Genomic DNA, 15,521 nt, shown 5'->3' with positions numbered 1-15,521 from the left:
TCAGATGGAAACGCCGTGGCGGCGATCTCCGAGAACGCGTTCGGCCACAAGGGCTTCCATGGCGGCCGAGAAGGGCTCATGTCTGCCCTCCGTGACGACAACATCGCCTGTGTGATCCGAGTCGTTGTTCGTAGTCGAGGTCATTGTCGGGCATCTCCATCTCGTTCGGTGTTCTTCACAGGATCGACGAAGACGTATGGATGCGCAAGAAAGTTTGCTGTTTGCGCAAAGAGGGGAGGCGATGTGAGACTTCGGTGCGGCGTTGCCCGACGCGCGAAATCAGGTGGCGAGTTGCACCTTCCGTAGGGTCATGTGGTGCAGTGAGCATATTCCGCCCAATGAGGAAGGCTCGCACATGTTCTCGTCCTTCATCCCGCCGCGCCAAGTCACGATCGGGGCAGCCGCCGCCTTCGTCGGCACCACTCCGCGAGCGATTCGCCACTATCACCAGATGGGTCTGTTGCCGGAGCCCGAGCGGGGCAGCGACGACCGCCGCCGCTACGGCTACGACGAGATGATTCGGCTGATGTGGATCCGCCGAATGGCGGACGCCGGCATTGCCCTCGACGATATCCGCGACGCGTTGGCCGACGCGTCCGGCACCTCCGACAGCGACGTCGCGCGCATCCTTGATCGGCTCGAAGGGGTCATCGTCGCCCGGCAGGCCGAACTCGAGCGGCAACGGACCGCCGTGCAGCGCATGCGTGCGCGGGGGAGCAGGTTGGGCCTGCTCTCCGATGTGGTGAGTGAGCGCCTCGTCGACTTGCCCCAGGGAGCGGTGCGGCAAGACGACCTGGACACCCTGCTCGTGACCGAGCGGATCTTCGGCGAGCTCGGCGCGTCGGTCCAGGCATCGCGTGTCATCGCCCTGGCCACCCACCTGGACTTGCGAGAGTATTCCGACCGAGTCGACGCCGCTGAAGGGGCGCTCGACGACTCGGTCTCCGTCGACGACCCCCGCGTGGCGGAGGTCGCGGCCGAACGGCACGCCTTCGAGACCGCCCTCCATGCGGTCATCGAGAGCTCCGGCCTGGCGCAGGCCGACGACGCCCGGTTCGACGCCTGGGACGAGTCGCACCCCGCTCCCGCCGACGCCGGTCCGGCGTGCGGGTCGACGAGCCTCACCGAGGCCGTCCGGATGATGCCGTACGACTTCTCTCCTGCACGCCTGCGGTGCATGGAATTGGCCCTGGAACTCGACGAACCCCGGTAGCGCTTCGGGAATCAGGTGCTGGGCGCAGAGGAATTCAGGTGTGTTGGGGCGCTCTACGCAAGGGCTGCGCGATACGGTCGGAAGAACTCGCGTAGTTCTCGAGCGTACAGCTCGGGCTCCACGAACGGAGCGAAGTGCCCACCGCGCGGAAGTTCTCTTACACGAACGACATTCGCGACGCGGTCGAGCCACGCGCGGGGCGGATTCGTGAAGAGGTCACCCGAAAAGAACGAGAACCCCGACGGCACCTCGACGCGGCGGGCGTGCTGCTCCGAGGGAATGGACGCGTTGGCGTTGTACATACGCATCGACGAGCCGATGGTCTCGGTGAGCCAGTAGAGGGTGACGTTCATGAGGATCTCGTCCTTGGTGAAATTGCGCTCGATGTCACCGTCGCCGTCGGTCCACCCTCGCAGCTTCTCGACGATCCATGCGGCCAACCCGGCCGGGGAGTCGGTCAACCCGACGGCAGCGGTCTGCGGTTTCGTGCGGTGCATCGCAGCGTATGCACCCTCTGTACTGCCCCACGCGGCGGACCTGTCGAGAAAGTCCTGCTCCTGCGGTGACAGTTCGGCGCGGTCGCCGGTGAACACGGGCAGTCCCGCATCCATACGGTGGACGGCCACGACAGAGTCGGGGTGATCGAGTGCCAGGTAGCGGCTCACGGCGCTTCCGATGTCGCCTCCGGCAGCCCCATAACGGGTGTACCCCAGAATGTGCATCAGCTCGGCCCAAAGACCGGCAACCGCAATCGAATTCAAAGGGGTGCCTGCCGGTGTATCCGAATAGCCGTAACCTGGCATGTCGGGCACGATGACGTCGAATGCATCGGCGGGGTCGGCACCGTGTGCGCCCGGATCGGTCAGTAGCGACACCACTTTCGAGTAGCGCCAGAACGAGTCCGGCCATCCATGGCTGAGCACCACGGGAAGAACCGGGCCCACAGGTGCCACTGCCCGCGCGTGCACGAAGTGGATGCCCAGATCGCCGACGTCGACCCGGAATCGAGGATGCTTCGACAGGGCAGACTCCTGCGCTCCCCAGTCGAATTCGTCGGCCCAGTATTCGACGAGTTCACGAAGGTAACCGACGTCGACACCGAGTGACCACCCAGCATCGGCAGGACTGTCCGGCCACCGTGTTGCGCGAAGTCGTGTTCTCAGGTCATCCAGCGCCGCAGCAAGAGTCGTCGAAACGAATGGTTCGGGACGCGTCATGAAGGGGAGTCTACGTCCTGATGTGGCCGGGGTCAGGGGAGTCGGTGGGACCACGTGGTCACGTCCGCCGCTGTGCCAGAGTCAGTTTCGTCGCTACAGAGCTTCGGCCACTACCGATCGATTCGATACCGAAGGGGTCGAAGTCCTCGGCCATCCAGTTCGGCGATAGGGGCCCATCGGGTCGTCGGTCAGATTGGTTGTCCCGTTCACGCTCCGGCCATTGTTCGTTCACTGGTGTGCCCGATTCGGTTCGGACCATGGTCACAGGCGGTACCGAATCGCCACGAGGAGGACTGGCCATGTCATATCCATCGAGCGCGGAACGGGTTGTGGTCGCAGCGCGACGAACCCCGTGGTACCGACATCTGTACATCTGGGTTCTGATCGCCATGGCCCTCGGCACCTCGGTCGGCCTCCTCTGGCCCACGACCGGCAAAGCCCTCAAACCACTGGGCGACGCCTTCGTCAGCCTTCTGACGATGACGCTCGCACCATTGGTGCTGTGCATGGTCGTCGCAGGCATCGGCGCGGTCGCGAATCTCGGTTCGGTCGGAAAGGTCGCTCTGCGGTCGCTTCTCTACTTCGAAGTTGTCACCTCGATCGCACTCGGCCTCGGCCTCCTTGCCGTCAATATGATCGAACCGGGCGCGGGCCTGAACACGGAAGTCGACTCGCTCGAAGTGACCGACAAGGTCGCGGACGGCATCGCCGCCGGCCAGGACCTCTCCTGGTACGACTACATCCTTCAGATCATCCCGTCCAACATCATTGCCAGTTTGGCAGACGGTGGCATCCTCCCGATTCTGTTCTTCGCAATTCTCTTCGGCATCAGCCTCCAGCTGATGGGGGAGCGCGGACGCGACATCGCTCGCGGTGTGGAACGGCTGAGCGAGGCGCTTTTTCAGGTCGTCAGAATCGTGGTGTGGGCGGCACCGGTCGGTGTATTCGGGGCCATGGCCTTCACCGCAGGAAATTTCGGTGCCGCTTCGTTGGGTGCGCTGGCCAAACTGATTGCGACGTTCTATGCCACGTCCCTGGTGTTTGTCGTCGTCGTCCTGGGCGGCATCCTCATGCTGGTCGGCTTGCGGCCGTGGCGAGTGCTGCGTTACTTCAAAGACGAGGTTCTGCTCGCTCTCGGTGCGTCGTCGTCGGAGGTCGCGTTGCCGGGGATCGTGCGCAAACTGGAAAATATCGGCGTCACGAAAGGCACGGCAGGCATCAGTGTCACCGCCGGATACTCCTTCAACCTCGACGGCACGTGTATCTACCTGACTTTGACGACGGTATTCATAGCTCAAGCACTCGGCATCGACCTTTCGTTGGGCCAACAGGTAATCCTGCTCTTGGTGATGCTGTTGGCCTCCAAGGGAACTGCGGGGGTCACCGGCGGGGGATTCGTCATGCTGACCACCAGTGTTTCCGCGACGAACCTGATACCGGTGGCCGGTGTCATGCTGGTGTTCGGGGTCGACAGGTTCATGTCCGAGTGCCGCGCGGTGGTGAATTCGCTCGGCAATGCGGTGGCGGGCATCGTCGTCGCCCGCTGGCAGGGTGAAATCGAGCCGGACAAGGTGCACGCGATCATGGCCGGACACCAGCCGGGCTTCGTGCTCGAATCAAACAAGGTGACAAAGGATTTCGACACCACGGCACTCGTGCCGGATCCACAACCTGTCCCCTCGGCACGATGACGCTCACCAGTCTGCAACGGCTACGAGTGTACGTGGGCATCGTGGATGCCGGCAGCGTATCCGCTGGGGCGCGCGCTCTGGGCATCACCCAATCCACGGCGTCGACACAGCTGCGGCAGCTCGAAGTCGAAGTGGGATCACTGCTCATCGAACGAACCGGCCGGCGCTTCGCGCCGACCGAGGCAGGCAACGTCCTGCTCGCACACGCCCGTCGCCTGATCGTTGTCGCCGACGAGGCTGTGGACGATTTGGCCAAGATGAGCCTGCGGCCGTTGACCGGGGCCCTCGTCGTAGGGGCGACGACGACAACCACCGAGGGCTCTTTCCTTCCCGCTACGTTGCGAAAATTCACAGCTGCCTACCCGGAGGTCACTCTCGATCTGCGGGTGGAGAACTCGACCACATTGCTACGCAAAGTGTTCGACGGTGATGTCGGAGTGGCAATTCTCGCCGACGAGGTGGACAGCCCTTTGCTCACCGTCGTGCCACTCGCGCCGGAGGAACAAACAGTCATCGTCTCCCGTGCGCACCCGTTGGCAGGGTTGTCGGGTGATTCTCGAACCCTGCGGGGCTCGGTTGTCCTCTTGCGTGAAGAGGGATCTGCAACAAGGCGATTCCAGGAATCGCTGCTGGAAAGTTGGAAAATCCCACTTGTTCGCACATGGACTCTGGCGAGTACCGGTGCGATCGTATCCGCAGTGGCGGAAGGTTTGGGTATGTCCTTCCTGCCGCGAGTGGCATGCCAAGATGCGTTGGCGTCGAACAGGATTGCCGAGCTGAACCTGGACCCGCTGCCATCGCCCCGGCCGGTCTCTCTGATACATCGTAACGACCGCCACCTGAGCCGAGCCGAAGAGCATTTCCTCGCTCTCGTCGCCGACGGCATTCCCACCACGACACATTCACAACAAGGAGTTACACCATGAAGTCCCGTACGTTCAGCGTCAATTCCCGTACCTACGTCCTGCCGGAGGCGCCGGTGGTGGTGATCTGCATCGACGGCAGTGAGCCCGACTATCATGTCGAGGCGATGAAGGCCGGACTGATGCCGTGGCTGAGCAACATCCTCGATGGTGAGTCGAGTTCGTGGCCCGCGCACTGCGCTATGCCGGCGTTGACCAACCCGAACAACATCTCCATCGCCACCGGACATCCCCCCAAGGTGCACGGAATCAGCGGCAACTACATCTACGACACCGCGACCGGCGAAGAAGTACTCATGAATGACAAGCGGTTTCTCCGGGCACCCACCGTCTTCGCAGCAGCCAACGACGCCGGCCTCGACGTCGTGGTGGTCACCGCGAAAGACAAGCTACGACGCCTGCTCGGTGCCGGGCTCGTCGAAGAGGGACCAAGCATGAACGGCAGCGGGACATTCGAAATGCCGTCCCGGACCGGCATCTGCTTCTCGGCGGAGAAGGCCGATCAGGCAACTATCGCCGACAATGGAATCGACGACGTCCTCGAACTGGTCGGAAAGCCCTTGCCGCAGGTGTATTCGGCGGACCTCTCGGAATTCGCGCTCGCCGCCGGAGTCGAGATCCTCGAATCCCGTGGTGCGGACCTGATGTATCTGACGTTGACCGACTACATCCAGCACAAGCACGCCCCCGGGACCGACGTCGCAAACGCCTTCTACGCGATGATCGATTCCTATGCAGCGCGACTCGACGCGTTGGGAGCAGTTGTCGTGCTGACTGCCGACCACGGAATGAGTGCAAAGACCGACGCCGACGGTGTCACGCGTGTGGTCTATGTAGAGGACGAGGTGCGTCGCATTCTCGGAGTCGCTCCGACAGATGCCAATAGCGAGGGCGCAGAGGGCATTCGCGTGATCCTCCCGATCACCGACCCGTACACGGTGCACCACGGGGCACTCGGTTCGTTCGCCAGCATCTACCTGCCGGCCGACGCGGACAGGAATTTTGTCATCGAACAACTGCGGAAATTAGACGGGGTGCAGGCAGTCCACACCCGAGATGAAGCTGTGGAGATCTACCACCAGCCGGCGGACCGGATCGGAGACATCATTCTGCTCGCCGAAGCCGGGACAGCGGTGGGTCGATACGCTGACTGGCACGATCTCAGCGGATTGGACGCACCGCTCCGCTCGCATGGAGCGCTGGGTGAACTGCAAATCCCATTCATCATCAACCGCCGATTGCCGCAGCCCGAGCAACTGGACGAGCCCTACGGCGAGCCGGCGGTGGTGCACAACTACGACGCGTTCTGGATAGCAACAACATTGGTCGCCGAAGCAGAGGCTCTCGCCGCCGGCTGAGCAGCAGGCAAGCAACGACTCGAGGACCTCGTTAGGCCGATCACGCCGAGTGCAGAGTCTCGGAGGCGCCCCGTCGGACACGTCATGCCCGACGGGGCGAACCAGCATCCGGCCATGGCCCGTCCCGCCGAGTTCATGCCGGGTTGAGCGCTGGCCTCAACTTCGACAGCCCCGGGCTCTATTGTCAAGCAGTGTAGACAGTTTCGCCATCGATCAAGGTGCGTAATATTCTACGGTCGAGCAGCGATTCGACGTCCTCATCACTCGGCCATTCACCCTCGAGCACTGCCAAGTCGGCGCGTTGCCCGACAGCCAGCGTCCCGCGCCACAGTTCCGCACGGTCTCGGATGGCTGCACCGCCGGTCAACAGCGCAAGGGCGTCCACGGTGGTTATGCCTTCGTGGTCCTCTGCCGGCACAGGGCCTTCCCAGCAATGGGCACGTGACACAGCATTGACAACTGCGGGGCGCCAGTCGGGCGGTACCACTGGAGCGTCCGAGGTAATCCCCGGACGAACGCCGGCGTGAAGGGTCGATTTGATCGGCTCCGTACGCAAAATTCGATCTTTGGCAAGAAATCGCACGAAGGTGCCCATGATCACAGGATTGAAGCACGCACCAATTCCGTTGGCAGCCAGCGTTTCCCATCCGCTGGGGTACAACTCGGTGGTATGAATGAGGTAGTGCCGCAACGGGCTGTTCGGAGCAATTTCGGCGATGGTGTCGATAACGGTTTCGACTGTTTGATCGCCGATTGCGTGAATGGCGACTTGAAGTCCGGCCTCGTCGACGATCTTGATGATCTCGCGCAGCTCTGCGACCTTGTCGACATCGGTGTCGCCGGTTACTACCATGTGTCCGCAGTGATGCCCTGGAGGGTTTTGCTCGTGAACGGGGTCTTTGTGCCAAGTGGTGCCGTTCTGCGGTGTGCCGTCCGCGAAAACCTTGACGCCGGCAATCGTCAACCTTCGTGGGTCGACGTCGCGGTCCTCGTAGCGATGCGCGAGACCCGCGTCCAGGTGAAATTTCACGTCTGCGGCGTTGGCTCCACCTGTTCCATTGGGCAGGACCAGTACTGAAATTCGCATAGTCAAGTCACCGGCCTCGGCAAGGTCGGCCAGCGCGTCCAATGCCTCGACCGAACCCGATCCGTCCAACAGTGCCCGATGGCCAGGACCGAGACCAGGTTCGGTAAGGGCCGTGATTCCGAGTGCGTGCAGATCGGCCTGGCCCGCGCGGTAGGCATCGAGTAGCTGTTCTCTCGGCACTGGTGGAACCACTGCGATCAACAATGAAATCGCTGAGTCGGTGAGAAACCCTTCCGGGTTCCCGTCAGCGTCGCGTTCGATGACACCGCCGGCCGGGTCGGGTGTGTCGGCGGTGATACCTGCGAGTGAGAGAGCAATGTTATTCGCCGTGAGCGAATGACCGCTCCAGTCGAAAAGAACGACGGGGGTGCCGGCGATGCCGTTGACCGTAAGGGCGCTGTCGATGTCGGACGCGGTCAGCTTACGGCCGAGGGTGAGCGCGTCCCAGCCGTGCCCGCGGATCCAGCCGCTTTCATCGATCCGGTCGGCGGTCAGGAAGCTGGCCAGCTGATCGACATCGGTAAAAATGTCGGTACCCAGTTTTACATAGGTGTGGCTTGTGACCGAGTAGGCCGTGAAGTGCAGATGACCGTCATTGATTCCGGGAATTACAGTATTGCCGTTCAGTTCGACGACCTGCGTATCTGGCCCGATCAGATCTTCCGCGGCGGTTCCGAGCGCGACGATATTGCCTTGCCTGATCGCAATTGCGCGAGGCCGTTCTCCCCGCCAAGGCGGAGTTACGCGATCGCCCGGCTTCCAATCGGACAGATCGAGCACGGGGCCACCCCGTAGCACTGTATCGGCGTAAGCAACTTCGGTCACGAGTGCAGTCATAGGTACATAGTGCGCTCGTCGTCACCGGCGTCAAGCGAGAGAGTTCACTGATCGGACCGTCTGGCGAATAAGTCGATCGGTTCGCTCACCGAAACAATCGGGCCAGTATTTCGTGCCAGGCGTGCAACGTGGCAGCGGTATGGTTCGTGAAATGTGCGAGTGAACGCGATCGAGTAACGAAGTGGTAAAGCGTAATTCGGGCAGGACGGTTGGATTTGTACGTCATGAGCCCTAGCTGTGCACAACTGCGAATCGACACCCGACTGCCATGATAAAAACGAACGGGAGAAGTTTTTATGCACAAGGCTTACGTGAATGCGGCCGTATACACGGGACAGTCACCCGCATCCTGGGCTTCGGTTATTCTCGAGAGCGAAGGCAGGATATCGGCGGTCGGTGACGCGTCCTCACTCGCGGAGGGGATATCCGAGGCGGATGAAGTCATCGACTTGGGTGGACGAATGGTCATGCCGGGAATTCACGATGCCCATACCCATTTGGTCAGCGGTCTGAATCGCTGGGAAGTGGCACTGCCACACGGTGCGGGCGAGGCCGAGATTCTGGATGCGCTGCGCAGCTGGAACGGGCCGAGACCTGTTGATCGTCAGGGTAACCGGTGGCTGATCGGTGGACGGTATTGGCCTGATTCGTTCGGTGACAAGGGCCCTGACCGTGCCTTCCTTGATCGCGAATTCCCGGACGAGCCCGTTGTTCTCCACGACAGATCGGCGCACAATGTGTTGGTCAATTCCTGTGCGCTGAGGCTTGCGGGCATCGACGACGGAACACCGGATACCGAAAACGGTGAAGTCATCAGAGATGCAACGGGTCGGTTGACGGGTGAGCTTTACGAACAGGCCCGTTGGCCGGTGTTTCGTGCGCTTGGCACACATGCAGACAGTGTCATGTCGCAAGCAATTCGCTACGCCCGCGATCTGAACCACAGGTACGGGGTGACCTCTGTACAGGATGCCTCGTCAACGGAGCAGCTGCTCAGGGTGATGAGCCAGCTCGACTCCGCCGACGAACTGCAGCTTCACGTGGCAGCGCATCTTGTTTGGCGGGAAGAGTCCTTCGGAATGGCCGGGCTTGATGTCCTCGATCATATGATCGATCATCACGAAGATTTCGCGTCGAACCACGTCGACACCCGCTTTGTGAAGTTCTGGCTCGACGGGTCACCGATTCCGCCTTACTGGACTCAATCGTGCATTCACGACGATGGCACTGTCGATGAGGAGAACCTACTGATCCCGCAGGATGAAATGAATGCTGCCATGGTGCGGTTCGACGCTGCGGGACTGATGGTCAAGGTGCATTGCGGCGGCGAAGGAGCCATCCGGCGAGCGCTCGACGCCGTGGAACATGCTCGTTCCGTCAATGGACCTGATGGACCCCGGCATGAATTGGCGCACTGCTGCCTGGTCCACAAAGACGATTTCGAGCGTTTCGCGGCGCTACGAGTGGGTGCCGAGATGTCGCCCGCCGTATGGCATCTTCCGGAGCACGGGGTCAGTCACCTATACGAATTCGACTCGGTGGCACGAGCTGGAGCAGAGATGACCTTCGGCACAGACTGGAGTATCGCCGACTCGCCGAATCTATTTCCAGCGTTGCAGGGTGCCATCGAACACGGAGAACAGTCGATCGACCTCGCGAGGGGGTTGGCGGCGATGACGATAAATGGGGCCCATGCAGTGGGACGGAGCGAGCACCGTGGCACCATCGAAGTCGGCAAGGCTGCTGACTTCATTGTGCTCGACCGTAACTTGTTCGACATCCCGACCAGCTCGATTGGCGGGACACAAGTGCTTCGCACGGTCTTCGGTGGACGTACCGTATACGACGCGGAGAACTAGGTCGAACTCGATGGCTCGACATGGCTTGGTACGTGCGTCGGTTTCCGCTCGCAGGGAATGAGGTTCGGCCAAGGGCACTGTCCGGTAGTTCTACGTCTCAACAGGTTCTCGCCGTTCGCAGTCCCGCGGCCGAAGGGTTCGATCACGGATCGATACGGCGTCGAGATGCATATCTGGGTCTCGCTTCCATGGCCTTGCCATCGTCTGGTGCAGGAGTGGCTGTATCGCAGTCACCGGACGAGCTCCGAATCTCCGCCGGTTTGGAGCGACCTGGACGGCTGGAAGCACGCACGACCGCTACGTGGTGAGGGTTGCACGCGCAACGGAAATCTCTGTGCCTCAGGAATGTTGCAGTCGTAGATCGGAATCTGCCAACGACCTGCGTGCCACCGAAAATTCTGTTCCGGGTGGTTTCGGTCAGTGAAACTTCGCCGTGGAGCGGGCATCGAACACGTGTTGTACTCCTCACACCTCGACCGCAGATTTTCGCTCAAAGTGACTCGAACACCACCGAAAACGTTACGGCCCTTTGGAGGAAAAATGACCAAACCGCCCCGCCGCTCAGTATCCGCATTCACGCCGATCGTTCTTGCTGCGGCGTTGATCTTGGGGGCCTGTGCGTCCAATCCAGGCTCGGAGGGAGACTCGAAATTCACCGTCGGAATCTCGAATCCTCAAGGTGCACAACCAATCCTGAAAATGACTCAAGATACATTCACATCGGCCGCTGCGCGGAACGGTATCGCGGTCAAGGCTCTCGATGCGCAACTCGATCCCGCTAAGCAGGTAACCGATGTCGACCAGCTCATAGCGCAACAAGTCGATCTGATTGTCGTCTATCCGCTGGACGCAAATTCGCTGAAGCCTGCTCTTCAAAGGGCGAACGCCGCAGGAATCAAAGTTGTGGGATGGGCCGGCATGGCGTCGCCAGAATCCGATCCAGGAGTCCTTACGTCGAACGTGGACACCGGCGGCAGCTATCGCGGTTCCAAACTGCTGTCCGATTTTGTAAAGGATCAACTGGGCGGCAACGGAAATGTTCTCGGAGTTGGCCTCGGCGTGCCTGTACCGATCCTCGAGACGATGATGTCGCAGTACGAGAAAAATACGACAGAAGGCAGCTCCATCGACTGGCTCGGCCGTGTCGACGACCCCACCGATGATATTGCCGGCGGCCAGAAGGTGGTCGCGACTGCTCTCACGAAGTACCAGAACGATATTCAGGGAATCATGGCTTACAACGATGCGGCCGCGATCGGAGCTGCTGTTGCAGTCAAGGCGGCCGGCCTCAACGATGTGGTGATCGTGGGCCAGAACGGCGACGAGGATGGGATCAAGGCAGTCGAGGACGGTCGTCTCAGCGCGACGATCGACCTGGTCCCGTGGCGCACCGGACTGATACTCGAGTCGATCTCGCGTGCCGTTCTGAACGGGCAGGAAGTGCCTGCGTTCGTGGAAAGCCCAACCGAGCTCTACACCCCGGGCAACGCTGGCAATCGTTTGCCGTGGGCCGACGCGGCGGCACAGATCGAGTCGGGCGAAATCACCTGTGCACAAGGCGGCGGTTGCCCAGAAGACGTTGTAAGACTTGCCAACTAATCTCGAACGAGCATTGGAATGATTCCCCAGGAGACACGCATGGAACCACCGCTCTTGCAGATGCAGTCCGTCCACAAACGCTTTGGCCGAACTCATGCTCTGAAGGGAGTCGACTTCGAGATACGCGCCGGAGAAGCGCACGCATTGTTGGGCGAGAACGGGTCCGGTAAGTCCACCCTGATGAAGATTGCCTACGGTGAAGTCACTGCCAGTAGCGGTCACGTGTTGCTACGGGGTGAGCCGGTGAAGTTCGCCAACCCACTTCAGGCTTCCCGGGCCGGCATCGCAATGGTCGCGCAGGAGGTGCCCGTTGTGGAAAGCTTGACGGTCGCGGAGAACATTGCGTTGGGGAACCTGCCCGGCTCGCGATTCCGAATCGATTGGACCAAAGCTCACCGGACCGCGACCGAGGCCTTGGGCGAGCTAGGTTCCGGAATCCGGTCCGACCAAATAGTAGGCACTCTTGGTCCGGGTGATCGTCAAGTCGTTGCAATTGCCCGGGCCATTGCGTCGAAGTCTTCCGTTGTCATTTTCGACGAACCTACGAGTTCGCTCACAGCGGAATTGACGGAATCCCTGTTCGACATCATTCGTAAAATGAAGAGTTTCGGCTTGGCCATCGCATTCATCTCTCAGCGGCTGCAAGATATCGAACCCGTGGCAGACCGCGTCACCGTTCTTCGTGACGGCGCGCTGGTGAAGACGATGGACCTGGCCGAAGCCGATGAAGGCACAATTACTCGATTGATGGTCGGCAGGCCTCTCACGGACTACTTCCATCGAGAAATTGCCAAGACTCGAATTTCATCGGACAAGCCGGCCCTATCGGTTCGGCACCTTTCGGCTCCGGGCGTCATCGAGGACGTAGGTTTCGACGTTCGGCCCGGGGAAGTAGTCGGCCTTGCGGGTTTGGTGGGTTGTGGTCGAGTCGAGGTCGTCCGGTCCATCTTCGGTGCCGATGCAGGTACAGGAGATGTGACGGTTGCGGGCGAGGCCTACACCCGTCGGACACCTCGTCGGTCCATCCAGCGGGACCTGGCGTTCGTCACCGGCGACCGTAAAGGCGAAGGGCTCGTTCCGGGCGCAAGCGTGTTCCACAACTTGAGTCTCATTGCAAACAACAGGCTGAATCTCCTGCCCATCAACAGAGGAAGTCAGCGCGTCGCTGCTTCCAGCGCCATGCATGAACTTCAGGTTCGACCAGCTGACATGAGTCTGCTTGCGGGAAGCCTGTCGGGTGGCAATCAGCAAAAAGTGGTCATAGGCCGATGGCTGTCGAGCGCGCCCAAAGTCTTGCTGATGGACGAGCCCACGCGAGGTGTGGATGTAGGTGCCAAGTCCGAGATCTATCGGCTTCTGAGGGAGCTCGCGTCGCAGGGCGTGGCTGTTCTCATCAGTTCTTCCGAAAACAACGAGCTGCTCGGTGTGTGCGATCGCGTACTGGTGATGTTTCGTGGCCGGATTGTCGCCGACCGCCCATCCGATCAGCTCGATGAATTGACAATTGCTGAACTCGCCGCAGGAGTTATTAATGTCTGAACCAACCGTTGCCCCGCCGAAAGATTCGTCCGACGCGGAGATGCCTACGCCCGACCGTGCGGAACGTCCGGGGATGTCGACGTCGGCGGGTGCTGTACTGAAGAACTTCCGCGGGTTCGGTGGAGCATTGGCCGCGCTTCTCATCATGGTCGTCTACCTATCGGTAACGCAGGAGTTCTTCTTCACGAAAGCAAACATCCTGAATGTGCTGTCCGGCAATAGCGCGTTGATGATTACGGCTATTGGTCTTACGTTCGTAGTATTGTCTGCAGGTTTCGATCTTTCCGTTGGAGCAATCTACGCCGCGGCCGGGTATGTCGCGTACCGCGCCCTGGAGTCCGGACTCCCGGAGGTGATAGCTCTTGTGCTGGGCGGTCTTACGGGAATTCTGCTGGGTGGAGCGGTGAACGGAGTGCTGATCGGACGTATTCGCCTCAACTTCTTCGTTGTCACTCTCGGCACCACGTCCCTTTTCACCGGTGCGCTGAACGTTGTGACGAACGGTAAGACCAACACGATACCCATCGAGGAGGGGAGCCTTCTATACGCGCTCGGAAACGGCACTATCATGACCATTCCCGTGCCGGTTGTCCTGAGCCTCGCGGTCCTGGTGTTGAGTGGCTACTTGCTCCGCTTCACGTCGTTCGGGCGCGCCGTCTATGCGGTGGGCGGTAACCCGGAAGCCGCACGATTGGCGGGTATCAACGTCTCTTGGGTATACGTGTGCGTGTACGGTCTCGGCGGACTTTTCGCTTCGGTGGCGGGCATGGTGGATGCAAGTCGACTCGCATCAGCGTCACCGACCGCTGGTGCGAGTTTGGCTTTGACTGCCGGTGCCGCCGTTCTACTCGGGGGAACCAGTTTCTACGGCGGCCTGGGTGGAGTCTTCGGGACAGTAGTAGGAGTGCTTCTCATTGCCGTCCTGCAAAACGGACTGGGTTTGATGGGAGTTTCCGCATTTTGGCAGGGGGTTGTTACTGGCACCGTTCTGGTCGTGGCTGTGCTGCTCGACAAACTTCAGTCTCGATCGACCTGAGGACGCCGCGCGCATCTGCGGACGGTGCTTTTGCATCCGCAATGGGGTGTGCGTGGTGGGATGTCGACGACTCGAATCTCTTGGCAATCGGATGCCATGCTCGGGATCGAGTCAGGCTTACAACACGATTCGCGGCAGTGTGCACCACGCATCAGCTCTTTGTTTTCGGATATCCGACGCCGATCGGAAGCCAATAATCGAATCTGGGGAGCTGATCATCGAGGGGGACAGTATCGGGGCACGTCACGCGACGATGGAGGCACCGATGATGCGTTCGGTGTCGTTCCAGAGGAATGCGCCGAGTTGCGGATCAACGCTTGTACGAACGGGTTCGGTGATCACCGGTGGGCCCGAGGCATTCCTTCGTGGACCGATGTAGACCTCGTCGAGCGGTAGATCGCGAGCCGCGATTGCCGCTACCGCTGATTCGGCAGCCGAGTCCTTGCCCTGCACCACGGACGTGAATGCGGGCCCGAGGACCCGGGCAGCTGCTCGGACAACGACAGGTCGAGTGTGGATCCCCGGCCGATCAGCGGTCAATGCGTCGATTGCTCCGCCTGGATGGGCAACGATCGACGCGATCGAAGAATGCCGGCTCCGAAGTCTGCGGGACAGCTCGAAACCCAGAATCTCCGTCGCGTGTTTGGACATGGCGTACGCCGCACGTGGGCGATAGGACTGCTGTGACAGCCAGTTGTTCGGATCGAACGAAATGCGCTGCGTCAGCATGCTTCCGATGCTCACGACTCGGGCACCCGGTGCCCGTTCCAAGGATGGAAGGGCGAGACGGAGTAGCTCCACATGTGCGAGCGCATTCGTGCCCACAGTCAGCTCCACGCCGAAGGGGCCACTCTCGAACGACGCGGGTGCAGCAACCAAGCCTGCATTCATGATCAGACCGTCGAGCTGTGCGGTGTTGCGTAACTCTTCGCCCGCCCGACGGACAGAGTCGACGTCCGTCAGGTCCATCTCCAGGAACCGGTGGCGACCGGAGTGGGGTAAGAGACCGATTGCATGTCGTCCTCGTTCCGGAGAACGGGCCACCACGATAACTTCGGCACCCAGGCCCGCGAGCCGTTCAGCAACGAAATACCCGATTCCTGACGTAGCGCCTGTGACGGCGACCGTGCGCCCGTCGAGTCGATCCAGTTTCAACATCCGC

Annotated in this window: 12 protein-coding genes; 8 read left to right on the top strand and 4 right to left on the bottom strand. The window is 60.9% G+C overall.

All coding sequences use genetic code 11. The features are described from left to right. Nucleotides 1-144 (bottom strand): hypothetical protein, encoded by a 144-nt coding sequence (locus CH262_RS27865; protein WP_155289472.1) that lies wholly within the window; start codon nt 142-144, stop codon nt 1-3. A gap of 211 nt (nt 145-355) precedes the next feature. Here CH262_RS27865 and CH262_RS24610 point away from each other — a divergent pair, with 211 nt between their 5' ends. Continuing rightward, complete coding sequence (locus CH262_RS24610) at nt 356-1,213, top strand: MerR family transcriptional regulator (RefSeq protein ID WP_032385625.1); 858 nt, start codon at nt 356-358, stop codon at nt 1,211-1,213. 53 nt (nt 1,214-1,266) lie between these two features. Here the strand turns inward: CH262_RS24610 and CH262_RS24605 are convergent, their stop codons facing one another. Beyond that, a complete protein-coding gene (locus tag CH262_RS24605; protein ID WP_094718646.1) occupies nt 1,267-2,430 on the bottom strand; it encodes an epoxide hydrolase family protein in 1,164 nt (387 codons plus the stop codon). A 299-nt stretch (nt 2,431-2,729) separates the two neighbouring features. Between CH262_RS24605 and CH262_RS24600 the strand changes: the two genes are divergently transcribed. The 3 genes from CH262_RS24600 to phnA are packed head-to-tail and all read left to right on the top strand — an operon-like array spanning nt 2,730 to nt 6,402. Then, complete coding sequence (locus CH262_RS24600; protein ID WP_179275099.1) at nt 2,730-4,121, top strand: cation:dicarboxylate symporter family transporter; 1,392 nt, start codon at nt 2,730-2,732, stop codon at nt 4,119-4,121. Then, nucleotides 4,118-5,047, top strand: coding sequence for a LysR family transcriptional regulator (locus tag CH262_RS24595; protein WP_094718644.1), 930 nt, complete (start codon nt 4,118-4,120; stop codon nt 5,045-5,047). Before CH262_RS24600 ends, CH262_RS24595 begins: the two co-directional genes overlap by 4 nt. Beyond that, entirely contained in the window at nt 5,044-6,402 is a 1,359-nt protein-coding gene (gene phnA / locus CH262_RS24590; RefSeq protein ID WP_094694670.1) for a phosphonoacetate hydrolase, read from the top strand. Before CH262_RS24595 ends, phnA begins: the two co-directional genes overlap by 4 nt. Before the next feature lie 184 nt (nt 6,403-6,586). Here phnA and CH262_RS24585 read toward each other — a convergent pair whose 3' ends face one another. Continuing rightward, nucleotides 6,587-8,326 carry an amidohydrolase gene (locus CH262_RS24585; RefSeq protein WP_094718643.1) on the bottom strand — a complete coding sequence of 580 codons (1,740 nt, stop codon included), beginning with the start codon at nt 8,324-8,326 and terminating at the stop codon, nt 6,587-6,589. 296 nt (nt 8,327-8,622) lie between these two features. Between CH262_RS24585 and CH262_RS24580 the strand changes: the two genes are divergently transcribed. From CH262_RS24580 to CH262_RS24565, 4 genes are all read left to right on the top strand, one after another. Next, nucleotides 8,623-10,185, top strand: a complete 1,563-nt coding sequence (locus tag CH262_RS24580; protein ID WP_094718642.1) for an amidohydrolase — start codon at nt 8,623-8,625, stop codon at nt 10,183-10,185. 540 nt (nt 10,186-10,725) lie between these two features. Further along, nucleotides 10,726-11,784, top strand: a complete 1,059-nt coding sequence (locus tag CH262_RS24575) for a sugar ABC transporter substrate-binding protein (protein ID WP_094718641.1) — start codon at nt 10,726-10,728, stop codon at nt 11,782-11,784. 39 nt (nt 11,785-11,823) lie between these two features. Beyond that, nucleotides 11,824-13,323, top strand: a complete 1,500-nt coding sequence (locus CH262_RS24570) for a sugar ABC transporter ATP-binding protein (protein ID WP_179275098.1) — start codon at nt 11,824-11,826, stop codon at nt 13,321-13,323. Next, complete coding sequence (locus tag CH262_RS24565; RefSeq protein ID WP_094718639.1) at nt 13,316-14,359, top strand: ABC transporter permease; 1,044 nt, start codon at nt 13,316-13,318, stop codon at nt 14,357-14,359. The genes CH262_RS24570 and CH262_RS24565 overlap by 8 nt, the downstream gene beginning before the upstream one ends. Nucleotides 14,360-14,602: 243 nt before the next feature. Here the strand turns inward: CH262_RS24565 and CH262_RS24560 are convergent, their stop codons facing one another. Further along, nucleotides 14,603-15,517 carry an SDR family NAD(P)-dependent oxidoreductase gene (locus CH262_RS24560; protein WP_179275097.1) on the bottom strand — a complete coding sequence of 305 codons (915 nt, stop codon included), beginning with the start codon at nt 15,515-15,517 and terminating at the stop codon, nt 14,603-14,605. Between the last annotated feature and the right edge of the window lie 4 nt (nt 15,518-15,521).

This window comes from Rhodococcus sp. 05-2255-1e, from assembly GCF_002259025.1.
In the GTDB taxonomy this organism is placed as follows: domain Bacteria; phylum Actinomycetota; class Actinomycetes; order Mycobacteriales; family Mycobacteriaceae; genus Rhodococcoides; species Rhodococcoides fascians.
The sequence above is the reverse complement of the archived record's forward strand: the minus strand, read 5'-3'. Positions and strand labels throughout refer to the sequence as shown.

Bases quoted from the DNA above. Each gene is read 5' to 3' on its own strand.
- CH262_RS24585 (WP_094718643.1), bottom strand. From the start codon at position 8,326: ATGACTGCACTCGTGACCGAAGTTGCTTACGCCGATACAGTGCTACGG.
- CH262_RS24605 (WP_094718646.1), bottom strand. From the start codon at position 2,430: ATGACGCGTCCCGAACCATTCGTTTCGACGACTCTTGCTGCGGCGCTG.
- phnA (WP_094694670.1), top strand. From the start codon at position 5,044: ATGAAGTCCCGTACGTTCAGCGTCAATTCCCGTACCTACGTCCTGCCG.
- CH262_RS24565 (WP_094718639.1), top strand. From the start codon at position 13,316: ATGTCTGAACCAACCGTTGCCCCGCCGAAAGATTCGTCCGACGCGGAG.
- CH262_RS24595 (WP_094718644.1), top strand. From the start codon at position 4,118: ATGACGCTCACCAGTCTGCAACGGCTACGAGTGTACGTGGGCATCGTG.
- CH262_RS24575 (WP_094718641.1), top strand. From the start codon at position 10,726: ATGACCAAACCGCCCCGCCGCTCAGTATCCGCATTCACGCCGATCGTT.
- CH262_RS24580 (WP_094718642.1), top strand. From the start codon at position 8,623: ATGCACAAGGCTTACGTGAATGCGGCCGTATACACGGGACAGTCACCC.
- CH262_RS24610 (WP_032385625.1), top strand. From the start codon at position 356: ATGTTCTCGTCCTTCATCCCGCCGCGCCAAGTCACGATCGGGGCAGCC.
- CH262_RS24570 (WP_179275098.1), top strand. From the start codon at position 11,824: ATGGAACCACCGCTCTTGCAGATGCAGTCCGTCCACAAACGCTTTGGC.
- CH262_RS24560 (WP_179275097.1), bottom strand. From the start codon at position 15,517: ATGTTGAAACTGGATCGACTCGACGGGCGCACGGTCGCCGTCACAGGC.
- CH262_RS24600 (WP_179275099.1), top strand. From the start codon at position 2,730: ATGTCATATCCATCGAGCGCGGAACGGGTTGTGGTCGCAGCGCGACGA.
- CH262_RS27865 (WP_155289472.1), bottom strand. From the start codon at position 144: ATGACCTCGACTACGAACAACGACTCGGATCACACAGGCGATGTTGTC.